11 protein-coding genes, 4 tRNA genes and 2 rRNA genes (1 of these 17 only partly in view) are annotated in these 12,434 nt (G+C 54.5%); all 17 read right to left on the minus strand.

The window, feature by feature from the left end; translation table 11 throughout:
* Positions 1-37: 37 nt before the first annotated feature.
* A complete protein-coding gene (rpoB, locus tag ACA071_RS28440; protein ID WP_497642083.1) occupies positions 38-4,111 on the minus strand; it encodes a DNA-directed RNA polymerase subunit beta in 4,074 nt (1,357 codons plus the stop codon).
* Between the two features lie 220 nt (positions 4,112-4,331).
* Positions 4,332-4,697, minus strand: coding sequence for a 50S ribosomal protein L7/L12 (rplL, locus tag ACA071_RS28445; protein WP_008145490.1), 366 nt, complete (start codon positions 4,695-4,697; stop codon positions 4,332-4,334).
* 80 nt (positions 4,698-4,777) lie between these two features.
* The gene (rplJ, locus tag ACA071_RS28450; RefSeq protein WP_028621539.1) at positions 4,778-5,278 is read right to left on the minus strand and encodes a 50S ribosomal protein L10; all 501 of its coding nucleotides are present in this window, start codon (positions 5,276-5,278) and stop codon (positions 4,778-4,780) included.
* Positions 5,279-5,476: 198 nt separating this feature from the next.
* Positions 5,477-6,172, minus strand: a complete 696-nt coding sequence (gene rplA, locus ACA071_RS28455) for a 50S ribosomal protein L1 (protein WP_128872506.1) — start codon at positions 6,170-6,172, stop codon at positions 5,477-5,479.
* Positions 6,172-6,603 carry a 50S ribosomal protein L11 gene (gene rplK / locus ACA071_RS28460; protein WP_042561349.1) on the minus strand — a complete coding sequence of 144 codons (432 nt, stop codon included), beginning with the start codon at positions 6,601-6,603 and terminating at the stop codon, positions 6,172-6,174. The genes rplA and rplK overlap by 1 nt, the downstream gene beginning before the upstream one ends.
* Positions 6,604-6,720: 117 nt before the next feature.
* The gene (gene nusG, locus ACA071_RS28465; protein WP_054052239.1) at positions 6,721-7,254 is read right to left on the minus strand and encodes a transcription termination/antitermination protein NusG; all 534 of its coding nucleotides are present in this window, start codon (positions 7,252-7,254) and stop codon (positions 6,721-6,723) included.
* Positions 7,255-7,263: 9 nt separating this feature from the next.
* On the minus strand, positions 7,264-7,632 hold the full coding sequence (secE, locus tag ACA071_RS28470; RefSeq protein ID WP_008145488.1) for a preprotein translocase subunit SecE: 369 nt from the start codon (positions 7,630-7,632) through the stop codon (positions 7,264-7,266).
* 45 nt (positions 7,633-7,677) lie between these two features.
* Positions 7,678-7,753, minus strand: a tRNA-Trp gene (locus tag ACA071_RS28475).
* 53 nt (positions 7,754-7,806) lie between these two features.
* Entirely contained in the window at positions 7,807-9,000 is a 1,194-nt protein-coding gene (tuf, locus tag ACA071_RS28480; RefSeq protein WP_007896619.1) for an elongation factor Tu, read from the minus strand.
* Between the two features lie 84 nt (positions 9,001-9,084).
* Positions 9,085-9,160, minus strand: a tRNA-Thr gene (locus ACA071_RS28485).
* A 26-nt stretch (positions 9,161-9,186) separates the two neighbouring features.
* Positions 9,187-9,260: transfer RNA gene (locus ACA071_RS28490), tRNA-Gly, on the minus strand.
* Between the two features lie 24 nt (positions 9,261-9,284).
* Positions 9,285-9,369: transfer RNA gene (locus tag ACA071_RS28495), tRNA-Tyr, on the minus strand.
* Positions 9,370-9,511: 142 nt separating this feature from the next.
* On the minus strand, positions 9,512-9,952 hold the full coding sequence (locus ACA071_RS28500) for a hypothetical protein (protein ID WP_497642084.1): 441 nt from the start codon (positions 9,950-9,952) through the stop codon (positions 9,512-9,514).
* 7 nt (positions 9,953-9,959) lie between these two features.
* On the minus strand, positions 9,960-10,709 hold the full coding sequence (locus ACA071_RS28505; protein WP_497642085.1) for a pantothenate kinase: 750 nt from the start codon (positions 10,707-10,709) through the stop codon (positions 9,960-9,962).
* Positions 10,699-11,658: a bifunctional biotin--[acetyl-CoA-carboxylase] ligase/biotin operon repressor BirA gene (birA, locus tag ACA071_RS28510; protein ID WP_497642086.1), complete on the minus strand. Its 960-nt coding sequence runs from the start codon at positions 11,656-11,658 to the stop codon at positions 10,699-10,701. The genes ACA071_RS28505 and birA overlap by 11 nt, the downstream gene beginning before the upstream one ends.
* A 136-nt stretch (positions 11,659-11,794) precedes the next feature.
* A 5S ribosomal RNA gene (gene rrf / locus ACA071_RS28515) occupies positions 11,795-11,910 on the minus strand.
* Positions 11,911-12,067: 157 nt separating this feature from the next.
* A 23S ribosomal RNA gene (locus ACA071_RS28520) occupies positions 12,068-12,434 on the minus strand; it runs 2,525 nt beyond the window's last position.

Consider the following 12,434-nt stretch of genomic DNA (forward strand, 5'->3'; position numbering starts at 1 on the left):
CGGGCAATCCTGCCCCGCTCTCGATTCGCGTCACGTGTTATTCGGTTTCCAGATCGATATCGATGCCGAGGGAACGAATTTCCTTGATCAACACGTTGAAAGACTCGGGCATGCCCGGCTCCATACGGTGATCGCCATCCACGATGTTTTTGTACATCTTGGTCCGGCCGTTCACATCGTCCGACTTCACTGTGAGCATTTCCTGCAGAGTGTAAGCGGCACCGTATGCTTCCAGTGCCCAGACCTCCATCTCCCCGAAACGCTGACCACCGAACTGTGCCTTACCACCCAGCGGCTGCTGGGTAACCAGGCTGTACGAACCGGTAGAACGAGCGTGCATCTTGTCGTCTACCAAGTGGTTCAGCTTCAGCATGTACATGTAGCCAACAGTAACCGGGCGCTCGAACTTGTTGCCGGTACGGCCGTCGGTCAGCTGCATCTGGCCGCTTTCTGGCAGGTCAGCCAGTTTCAGCATGGCCTTGATTTCGCTTTCCTTGGCGCCGTCGAACACTGGAGTGGCCATTGGAACGCCGCCACGCAGGTTCTTCGCCAGATCCAGGATTTCCTGGTCGGAGAAGCTATCCAGATCTTCGTTACGACCGCCGATCTGGTTGTAGATCTCGTCGAGGAATTTACGAAGCTCGGCGACTTTGCGCTGCTCTTCGATCATCCGGTTGATCTTCTCGCCCAGACCTTTAGCCGCGAGGCCGAGGTGGGTTTCAAGGATCTGACCAACGTTCATACGCGAAGGTACGCCCAACGGGTTGAGGACGACGTCGACCGGGGTGCCATTGGCATCGTGCGGCATGTCTTCAACCGGCATGATCACGGAGACCACACCTTTGTTACCGTGACGACCGGCCATCTTGTCGCCCGGCTGGATGCGGCGACGGATTGCCAGGTAAACCTTGACGATTTTCAGCACGCCTGGAGCCAGGTCATCGCCCTGCTGCAGTTTGCGCTTCTTGTCTTCGAACTTGTCGTCCAGCAGACGGCGACGATCAACGATGTAGGCCTGGGCCTTCTCGAGCTGCTCGTTCAGAGCATCTTCAGTCATGCGCAGTTTGAACCACTGACCATGCTCAAGACCGTCGAGAACTTCGTCGGTGATGTCCTGACCTTTCTTCAGGCCGGCGCCGCCTTCGGCCTTGTGGCCGACCAGAGCGGAACGCAGACGTTCGAAAGTTGCGCCTTCAACGATACGGAACTCTTCGTTCAGGTCCTTGCGGATCTCGTCGAGCTGAGTCTTCTCGATGGACAGTGCACGAGCATCACGCTCAACGCCGTCACGGGTGAAGACCTGTACGTCGATGACGGTACCCTTGGTGCCGGTAGGCACGCGCAGGGAGGTGTCTTTAACGTCGCTGGCTTTTTCACCGAAGATGGCACGCAACAGCTTCTCTTCCGGAGTCAGTTGGGTCTCGCCTTTCGGAGTGACCTTACCCACCAGGATGTCGCCTGCGCCAACTTCAGCACCTACGTAAACGATACCGGCTTCGTCCAGCTTGTTCAGTGCAGCTTCACCCACGTTCGGGATGTCTGCAGTGATTTCCTCTGGCCCAAGCTTGGTGTCACGTGCCACACAGGTCAGTTCCTGAATGTGGATCGTGGTAAAGCGATCTTCTTGAACAACTCGCTCCGACAGGCAGATGGAGTCTTCGAAGTTGTAACCGTTCCAGGCCATGAACGCGATGCGCATGTTCTGACCCAGCGCCAGTTCACCCATGTCGGTGGACGGGCCGTCAGCCATGATGTCGCTGCGCTGAACCCGATCACCTTTACGCACCAGCGGACGCTGGTTAATGCAGGTGTTCTGGTTGGAGCGGGTGTATTTGGTCAGGTTGTAGATGTCGACACCGGCTTCACCGGTTTCAACTTCGTCATCAGCAACACGAACCACGATACGGCTGGCATCAACGGAGTCGATCACGCCGCCACGACGAGCCACGACGCAAACGCCGGAGTCACGGGCTACGTTACGCTCCATGCCGGTACCGACCAACGGCTTGTCAGCGCGCAGGGTTGGTACAGCTTGACGCTGCATGTTCGAACCCATCAACGCACGGTTGGCGTCATCGTGCTCGAGGAACGGGATCAGCGACGCTGCAACCGAAACTACCTGCTTCGGCGATACGTCCATCAAGGTGACGTCTTCCGGCGCCTTGACGGTGAACTCGTTCAAGTGACGAACAGCTACCAGTTCGTCGATCAGCATTTTCTTGTCGTTCATCGTGGCCGAAGCCTGAGCGATCACGTGATCAGCTTCTTCGATGGCGGACAGGAACACGATCTCGTCGGTGACCAGAGCGTCTTTCACCACACGGTACGGGCTCTCGAGGAAGCCATACTGGTTGGTGCGCGCATAAGCGGCCAGGGAGTTGATCAGGCCGATGTTCGGACCTTCCGGCGTTTCAATTGGGCATACACGACCGTAGTGAGTCGGGTGTACGTCACGAACTTCAAAGCCAGCACGCTCACGAGTCAAACCGCCAGGGCCGAGTGCAGACACACGACGCTTGTGGGTGATCTCGGACAGCGGGTTGTTCTGGTCCATGAACTGGGAAAGCTGGCTGGAACCGAAGAACTCTTTCACCGCCGCAGCCACAGGCTTGGCGTTGATCAGGTCTTGCGGCATCAGGCCTTCGCTTTCAGCCATCGACAGACGCTCTTTGACCGCACGCTCAACACGTACCAGGCCAACGCGGAACTGGTTTTCAGCCATTTCGCCTACGCAGCGGACACGACGGTTACCCAGGTGGTCGATGTCATCGACGATGCCTTTACCGTTACGGATGTCGACCAGAGTCTTCAGTACCGCGACGATGTCTTCTTTGCACAACACACCCGAACCTTCGATCTCGGTACGACCGATACGACGGTTGAACTTCATCCGGCCGACCGCAGACAGGTCATAGCGCTCAGGGCTGAAGAACAGGTTATTGAACAGAGTCTCGGCAGCGTCTTTGGTTGGCGGCTCGCCTGGACGCATCATGCGATAGATCTCGACCAGCGCTTCCAATTGGTTGCTGGTGGAGTCGATCTTCAGAGTGTCGGAGACGAACGGACCGCAGTCGATATCGTTGGTGTACAGAGTCTCGATGCGAACAACCTGGGACTTGGCGATTTTCGCCAGGATCTCGGTGTTCAGCTCGGTGTTGCACTCTGCCAGGATTTCGCCGGTTGCCGGGTGCACGATGACCTTGGCTGTAGTGCGACCCAGGACGTAGTCCAGAGGCACTTGCAGCTCTTTGATCCCTGCCTTTTCCAGCTGGTTGATGTGGCGAGCAGTAATACGACGACCTTGCTCGACAATAACCTTGCCTTTGTCATCCAGGATATCCAGGACAGCAATTTCGCCGCGCAGGCGATGAGGTACCAGTTCCAGGTTGAGGTTTTCACCCTGCACGTGGAAGACGTTGGTGGTGTAGAACGCGTCCAGCACTTCTTCAGTGGTATAGCCGAGCGCGCGCAGCAACACCGATGCAGGCAGCTTGCGACGACGGTCAATACGTACGAACACGCAGTCTTTCGGATCGAACTCGAAGTCCAACCACGAACCGCGGTAAGGAATGATGCGCGCGGAGTACAGCAGTTTACCGGAGCTGTGCGTCTTGCCACGGTCGTGGTCGAAGAACACGCCCGGGGAACGGTGCAACTGGGAAACGATTACACGCTCGGTACCGTTGATTACGAAGGTACCGTTCTCAGTCATCAGGGGAATTTCACCCATGTAGACTTCTTGCTCTTTAATGTCCTTGATCGCTTTGTTCGACGATTCTTTGTCGAAAATGATCAGGCGCACTTTTACCCGCAAAGGTACGGCATAAGTTACACCGCGCAATACGCATTCTTTGACATCAAATGCCGGTTCGCCCAGGCGATAACCGACGTACTCCAGCGCAGCATTGCCGGAGTAGCTGATGATCGGGAAAACGGATTTGAAGGCCGCATGCAGGCCCACGTCGCGGAACTGATCTTTAGTCGCTCCCGCTTGCAAGAATTCACGATACGAATCCAGCTGGATGGCCAGGAGGTACGGCACATCCATGACGTCCGGCAACTTGCTAAAGTCCTTGCGGATACGTTTTTTCTCAGTATATGAGTAAGCCATCAGCGTTCCCCAGCTTGGTCACCTGCTTGTTTGGCCCCTCCCGACGGGAGCAGCCAGAAAATCGTGCAAACCCCATGGTTTGCTCCACCGCATCGGGTGGTTACAGCTCGTTATCGGCACCGACCCAGTCGGCCGCCAATAACGGAAAAAGGCCGGTGGCAAGAGCCACCAGCCATCAGCCTTTCGCTTAACGCTCGGGCTGGAGACGCAAAGTCGATGCTTACTTCAGCTCGACTTTAGCGCCTGCTTCTTCCAGAGTGGCTTTGGCTTTGTCAGCTGCGTCTTTCGATACAGCTTCCAGAACCACGCCAGGAGCGCCGTCAACTACAGCCTTGGCTTCTTTCAAGCCCAGACCGGTCAGTTCACGTACTGCCTTGATCACGTTAACTTTCTTCTCGCCAGCTTCCAGCAGCATGACGTTGAATTCAGTTTGTTCTTCAACAACAGCAGCGACAGCAGCTGGACCAGCGGAAGCAGCGGCAGCGGAAACGCCGAACTTCTCTTCCATGGCCTTGATCAGCTCAACGATTTCCAGAACGGATTTTTCGCCGATTGCTTCGATGATTTGGTCGTTAGTCAGAGACATGACTATAAATTCCTGTATTGGGGTGACAGCCTACGCGGCCATCGAAATAAACAATAAACGCTGAAAGGAGTCGCTCAGCCTTAGGCTGCGGCAGCTTCTTTCTGGTCGCGAAGGGCCGCCAGAGTACGAGCCAATTTGCTGGTTGCGCCTTGAATCACGCTCATCAGCTGAGAAATTGCTTCGTCACGGGTCGGCAGACTTGCCAGTACGTCGATCTGATTAGCTGCGAGGAACTTGCCCTCGAACGCAGCTGCCTTGATCTCGAACTTATCCTGACCTTTTGCGAACTCTTTGAAGATACGAGCAGCAGCGCCCGGATGTTCTTTGGAGAATGCAATCAAGGTCGGGCCAGTGAACACGTCGTTGAGCACGTCATATTGAGTGCCAGCAACGGCGCGCTTGAGCAGGGTGTTACGTACAACACGTACGTAAACGCCAGCTTCACGAGCCTCTTTACGGAGTCCGGTCATAGCGCTTACTGTCACGCCGCGGGCATCAGCCACAACAGCAGACAGGGCAACATTGGCAGCCTCGTTGACTTCAGCGACGATGGCCTTCTTGTCTTCGAGTTTAATTGCCACGGGTTTAACTCCTGCTTGTTACCGTTTCATCCAACCGGAGCCGGATGTCGTTTTGGTGTCTGATTCGGTAAGGAACCGGGAGCACCATCTGCGTAGGCTTGAGGTTTAAGACTTGCGTCGCCTACGGTCTTGGATAGCCCCCGCCAGGCAGGGACCCCAATCTTTCAATTGGCGCAATCGCTTGCGCCAATTTTTGTCTTACGCTTCCAGCGAACCTTGGTCGATGACCAGGCCCGGACCCATGGTGGTGCTCAGGGTGATGCGTTTGACATAAATGCCTTTCGAGGAAGCCGGCTTGATGCGCTTCAGATCAGAGATCAGGGCTTCAACGTTTTCCTTCAGCTTGACGGCATCAAAGCCGACTTTGCCAACGGAGGTGTGAATGATGCCGTTTTTGTCGGTGCGATAACGAACCTGACCGGCCTTGGCGTTTTTAACCGCGGTAGCTACGTCTGGAGTTACGGTGCCGACTTTAGGGTTAGGCATCAGACCACGTGGACCGAGGATCTGACCCAACTGACCAACAACGCGCATTGCATCCGGGGATGCGATAACTACGTCATAGTTCAGGTCGCCGCCTTTCATTTCGGCAGCCAGATCGTCCATACCTACACGGTCAGCGCCGGCAGCCAGAGCGGCCTCAGCAGCTGGACCCTGGGTGAACACAGCAACGCGAACAGTCTTGCCAGTGCCGTGTGGCAGCACAGTAGCGCTACGAACGACCTGGTCGGATTTACGCGGGTCAACGCCCAGGTTCACAGCAACGTCGAACGACTCGCTGAACTTGACAGTCGACAGCTCAGCCAGCAGCGCAGCAGCGTCTACAAAGTTGTAGGACTTGCCTGCTTCGATTTTGCCGGCGATAGCCTTTTGACGCTTGGTCAACTTAGCCATTACACACCCTCCACGTTAAGGCCCATGCTACGAGCAGAACCGGCGATAGTACGCACGGCTGCGTCCATATCAGCTGCAGTCAGATCCGCGTTTTTGGTTTTCGCGATTTCTTCCAGCTGAGCACGGGTCACGGTGCCAACCTTAACGGTGTTCGGACGAGCGGAACCGCTAGTCAGACCAGCAGCCTTCTTCAGCAGAACCGAAGCAGGTGTGGATTTGGTTTCGAAAGTGAAGCTACGGTCGCTGTAGACAGTGATGATCACTGGAGTCGGCAGACCTGCTTCAATACCCTGAGTACGGGCGTTGAAAGCCTTGCAGAATTCCATGATGTTCACGCCGTGCTGACCCAGAGCAGGACCAACAGGTGGGCTTGGGTTAGCCTGAGCGGCCTTCACTTGCAGCTTGATGTAAGCGGTAATCTTCTTGGCCATGAGGCACTCCAATTACGGGTTCGAACGCCTCGAAAGGCTCCCCGGTTACTTGCGCGTTTATCCCAGTGACGACAAAACCCCACAGCCTAGGGCTGCGGGGTTGGGATGCTTGTCCAGCTAGACCTTTTCGACCTGGCTGAACTCTAACTCTACCGGAGTAGAGCGACCGAAAATGAGCACTGCCACTTGGATCCGGCTCTTTTCGTAGTTAACTTCTTCAACCGTGCCGGTAAAATCAGCAAACGGCCCATCGTTGACACGTACCGATTCGCCTGGCTCGAAGAGTGTCTTCGGCTTCGGCTTGTCGCTACCGTCAGCAACGCGACGCAGAATCGCTTCTGCCTCTTTATCTGTGATTGGCGCAGGCTTATCAGCAGTACCGCCGATGAAGCCCATCACCCGAGGAGTATCCTTGACCAAGTGCCAAGTACCCTCATTCATGTCCATCTGAACCAGCACATAACCTGGGAAGAACTTGCGTTCGCTTTTGCGTTTCTGGCCATTACGCATCTCAACCACTTCTTCAGTGGGAACCAGAATTTCGCCGAAGCCATCTTCCATGCCAGCCAGCTTTACGCGCTCTAACAACGAGCGCATGACATGCTTCTCGTAACCGGAGTAAGCATGCACAACGTACCAACGCTTAGCCACGGGACACCCTTAGCCGACAATCAAGGAAACAAGCCAGCCGAGCAGGGAATCAAGCCCCCACAACAGCAACGCCATAACCAGAACAACAGCCACAACAATCAACGTGGTCTGCGTGGTTTCTTGGCGAGTTGGCCATACGACTTTACGAATCTCGGTGCGAGCTTCCTTAACCAGTACAAAGAAAGACTTGCCCTTGACTGTCTGCAGGCCTACAAAGGCAGCTACAGCAGCAATGGCGAGCAAAGCTAGTACGCGGTACAGGATCGGCGAAGCAGAGTAATACTGATTGCCAACAACGCCAACAACCACCAAAGCGACTACTACTAGCCACTTGAGCAGATCGAAGCGAGAGCCTTGAGCTTCAGCTTTAGGAGTCATCTATGAAGATCCTGTGAAAAGAAAGCCAGACACACCAAGTGAATCTGGCAGGTCAGGAGGGAATCGAACCCCCAACCTACGGTTTTGGAGACCGTCGCTCTGCCAATTGAGCTACTGACCTAAAACAAAATCAGGCCGACCATTATGCCGGCCCGAAAAAGACATTACAACAACTTACTCGATGACTTTAGCTACGACACCAGCGCCGACGGTACGACCGCCTTCACGGATAGCGAAACGAAGCCCATCTTCCATCGCGATGGTTTTGATCAGGGTGACAGTCATCTGAACGTTGTCACCCGGCATTACCATTTCAACGCCTTCTGGCAATTCGCAGTTACCGGTCACATCCGTAGTACGGAAGTAGAACTGTGGACGGTAGCCCTTGAAGAACGGCGTATGACGACCGCCTTCTTCCTTGCTCAGAACGTAAACTTCTGCAGTGAACTTGGTATGCGGCTTGACGGTGCCTGGCTTGACCAGAACCTGGCCACGCTCAACATCATCACGCTTGGTGCCGCGCAGCAACACACCGCAGTTCTCGCCAGCACGACCTTCGTCAAGCAGCTTGCGGAACATCTCAACACCAGTGCAAGTAGTTTTGACAGTGTCACGAAGACCCACAATCTCAACTTCTTCCTGAATGCGGACAATGCCACGCTCAACACGACCGGTCACAACAGTACCGCGACCGGAGATCGAGAATACATCCTCAATCGGCATCAAGAACGGCTTATCGATGGCACGCTCAGGCTGCGGAATGTAGCTATCCAGAGTCTCAACCAACTTCTTGACGGCAGTCGTGCCCATCTCGTTGTCGTCTTGACCGTTCAGCGCCATCAGCGCCGAACCAATGATGATCGGAGTGTCATCACCTGGGAAATCGTAAGTGCTCAGCAGATCGCGCACCTCCATCTCTACCAGCTCCAGCAACTCCGCATCATCAACCATGTCGGCCTTGTTCAGGAAGACAACGATATACGGAACGCCAACCTGGCGAGACAAAAGGATGTGCTCACGGGTTTGCGGCATCGGACCATCAGCGGCCGAGCAAACCAGAATCGCACCATCCATCTGAGCAGCACCGGTAATCATGTTTTTTACGTAGTCAGCGTGACCTGGACAGTCAACGTGTGCGTAGTGACGCACGGCCGAATCGTACTCAACGTGAGCGGTGTTGATGGTGATGCCACGAGCTTTTTCTTCTGGGGCGCTATCGATCTTGTCGAAGTCGACCTTTGCCGAACCGAAAACTTCGGAGCAGACACGGGTCAGAGCTGCTGTCAAAGTAGTTTTGCCATGATCGACGTGACCAATGGTGCCTACGTTGACGTGCGGCTTATTACGTTCGAACTTTTCCTTAGCCATCGAAATAACCCCCAGCAGAAGAATTGAACAAGTAACATCAGCCATTAAAACAAAGGCAGATATTTTCATATCTGCCTTGTTATATGGAGCTCTTGAGCGGATTTGAACCGCTGACCTCACCCTTACCAAGGGTGTGCTCTACCAACTGAGCTACAAGAGCGCAACACTTCGCAGGACCTGCAAACTTGGAGCGGGTAGCGGGAATCGAACCCGCATCATCAGCTTGGAAGGCTGAGGTTCTACCACTAAACTATACCCGCGGAGCTTGCAGCTCTCGCTAAAAATGGTGGAGGGGGAAGGATTCGAACCTTCGAAGTCGTAGACGTCAGATTTACAGTCTGATCCCTTTGGCCGCTCGGGAACCCCTCCTAAGCGAGCCGGCATTCTATATCATGCCAGCCTTCTGTCAAGCATTTTCTCATTAAAAACCTGAGGTTAGCTGCGTTGACCTCGTTTCGCACTGCTTACCGTTAAAGGTCTTCACTGCGAAGCGGGCGCCATTCTATTCAAACTATTCGACGGGTGCAACCCCCTCGCACGGCATTATTTTATGTTTTAACTCATTGAATTCTTTGGAAAGGTTTTGCAGCTTCGAGTCATCCAGCAAACGCCGGCTTTCAGGCGCCACACGAACCCAGAAACCCCCAGATTCAGGGGCATCCTTCGGCATCGACTGAACTTTGATATCCATACCACCCAATCGGCGCTCGATCGCCTGCACGGTTTCCTGCCGAGCAAAACCTCCCATGTAGAGACAATCACCATCCCCCTGGGGAGGCTTTCCCTTATCTCGAGTAGCGTCAGTCGCCTCGCTCAACAAGCGAATGTCCTGCTGAGGGCCCCGATACAAGCTCAAAGGCGTTACATCTTTCGCACGAAGAGGCGCCTCTTGTTGATGCCAGACGTAATAAAACACATTGAGAACAAGCAGCAGCAGAAACAACCAACGCATAAGAACCTCAGGGCAAAGGACACGCCATAGCCAAACCTACAAATACCAGATCCGGAACCACCCTGGCCTCGGGCACAATCCCGGATACCAGGTCCGCATCCCCGCCAGTGAGATATACCGTGAACTCATCCCCCCAATAGCTGCGAGCCAACTGGAGCTGGGTCAGCACAAACCCCCTGAGCATCAAGGAGCAGCCTCTCTCGACCGCTTCGACGGTTGTACGACCTGGAACAAGAGTTTCCAGAGCGCGCTCAGCCGCAAGATCCCCATAGCGAATCCGGCGAGTGTGGGTGCGCAACTGGTTACGCATCAACGGCATTCCCGGACAGATGAATCCCCCAAGATGCTCTCCATCTTCGGCTATAAAGTCGGCAGTGACCGCTGTACCGAAATCCAACACCAGGCACGCACCGGAGGCCAGATGAAACCCTCCAAGCATCGCAAGCCAGCGATCAAGACCAAGCTTTTCATAATCTTCGTAGCCATTGCGAACCCCGGACATTTCACGGGCGGGTGCCGCGCATATCACGGACACTCCAAAGTCCCCCATCAAAAGGGAGGTCAGGGCTGCGGTTTCCTCGCAGGTCCTGACGCTAACCAACCGACAGTGCTTGAGAGCCAACCCATTGAGTTGTTTCAGGCCCTCCAACAATGCGAGATCCGAGTCAACAACACCCTCTCCAATCACGAGCCTGACGTCTGCGCCAAGTACTCGCCATTTGATAAAACTGTTTCCGCAGTCGAGCTCAAGAATCATCACGCAACCTCAAACTGAGCTCACCACCACTAAAGACTTTTTCCACACCATCCACCTTCAAGCGTAAGGCACCCTGACTATCGATACCCATTACAACGCCATCTATCTGGTTAACGCCGGCAATCAATGAGACGGTTCGGCCCTGCCACAGATGGTTTTGCTCCCATTCAGCATGGATGGCTGAAAATCCGTCGCGCTGATGGCGGCTCAAGTAAGCCTGAAGCACCAGCCCCAGCTCCACTACCAAATGGTTGCGATCAAACACCCTGCCGGACTCGAGCCGCATGGACGTCCACTGCTGATCCACCTCGTCCGCCGCCTGCATGTTTACGTTGATTCCAACACCCAACACCACATGACACACGTCTGCGGGATCACCCACCAACTCAAGCAGTATGCCGGCAATCTTTTTCTGACCCACTAGAAGATCGTTAGGCCATTTTAGCCCCACGCCAGAAACACCCTGCTTGCGCAGAGCATGCATTACCGCTAGCCCCACGACCAAACTCAAACCCTCCAGCTGTCGCATTCCACCCTCAATGCGCAGTACAAGGCTGTAGTAGAGGTTTTCTGCAAACGGACTCACCCATTTGCGCCCCCTCCTTCCGCGACCGGCAGTCTGTCGCTCTGCAAGCACCAAGAAAGGCGCAGCCTGACCTCGCTCGATAGCGCGCAAGGCCTCTGCGTTAGTGGAGTCAATAGAATCGAAGACTTGGACAGGCCAACTGCAGGTAGACGACTTGTCATCTATCTCCACAGGATCAAGCAGCGTCAATGGCGCGGCCAATTGATAACCACGACCGCGTACTTTATGAATTGATAAACCCAACTCAGCCTCTAAATGCTGAAGTTGCTTCCATACAGCACTTCGACTGACCCCCAGGGCAATGCCCAAGGCCTCACCTGAATGGAATCGGCCATCCTTTAGAAGCTTTAACAACGTCAGCATGCAAGTCTCGCCTCACAATGAGGCCCGAATAATAGCCATGCCCCGAGCCGTTGCATAGAAACCCTATCGGTCGGATTTTTCTTCGGGCAAAACAAAACCCCTACCTGCATACGCAGATAGGGGTTTCGGAATTTAATCTTGACGATGACCTACTCTCACATGGGGAAACCCCACACTACCATCGGCGATGCATCGTTTCACTGCTGAGTTCGGGATGGGATCAGGTGGTTCCAATGCTCTATGGTCGTCAAGAAATTCGGTAGCCAGGTCGTTCACCTTTCGGTTTACGCTCCAGCGAATGGGTATGTGACAGATTTGTGTGTTTTTTTGCTGCGAACTTTCGGTTCATTGCGTCTTCACACACCGCAATCTGATGCTCTCTCGAGTAGTCAAATTGCTTGGGTGTTATATGGTCAAGCCTCACGGGCAATTAGTATTGGTTAGCTCAACGCCTCACAGCGCTTACACACCCAACCTATCAACGTCGTAGTCTTCGACGGCCCTTCAGGGGACTCAAGGTCCCAGTGAGATCTCATCTTGAGGCTAGTTTCCCGCTTAGATGCTTTCAGCGGTTATCTATTCCGAACATAGCTACCCGGCAATGCCACTGGCGTGACAACCGGAACACCAGAGGTTCGTCCACTCCGGTCCTCTCGTACTAGGAGCAGCCCCTCTCAAATCTCAAACGTCCACGGCAGATAGGGACCGAACTGTCTCACGACGTTCTAAACCCAGCTCGCGTACCACTTTAAATGGCGAACAGCCATACCCTTGGG

It is taken from the genome of Pseudomonas sp. LBUM1646, assembly GCF_059716165.1.

Bases quoted from the DNA above. Each gene is read 5' to 3' on its own strand.
- rpoB (WP_497642083.1), bottom strand. From the start codon at position 4,111: ATGGCTTACTCATATACTGAGAAAAAACGTATCCGCAAGGACTTTAGC.
- rplL (WP_008145490.1), bottom strand. From the start codon at position 4,697: ATGTCTCTGACTAACGACCAAATCATCGAAGCAATCGGCGAAAAATCC.
- rplA (WP_128872506.1), bottom strand. From the start codon at position 6,172: ATGGCTAAGTTGACCAAGCGTCAAAAGGCTATCGCCGGCAAAATCGAA.
- rplK (WP_042561349.1), bottom strand. From the start codon at position 6,603: ATGGCCAAGAAGATTACCGCTTACATCAAGCTGCAAGTGAAGGCCGCT.
- secE (WP_008145488.1), bottom strand. From the start codon at position 7,632: ATGACTCCTAAAGCTGAAGCTCAAGGCTCTCGCTTCGATCTGCTCAAG.
- tuf (WP_007896619.1), bottom strand. From the start codon at position 9,000: ATGGCTAAGGAAAAGTTCGAACGTAATAAGCCGCACGTCAACGTAGGC.
- ACA071_RS28500 (WP_497642084.1), bottom strand. From the start codon at position 9,952: ATGCGTTGGTTGTTTCTGCTGCTGCTTGTTCTCAATGTGTTTTATTAC.
- ACA071_RS28505 (WP_497642085.1), bottom strand. From the start codon at position 10,709: ATGATTCTTGAGCTCGACTGCGGAAACAGTTTTATCAAATGGCGAGTA.
- birA (WP_497642086.1), bottom strand. From the start codon at position 11,658: ATGCTGACGTTGTTAAAGCTTCTAAAGGATGGCCGATTCCATTCAGGT.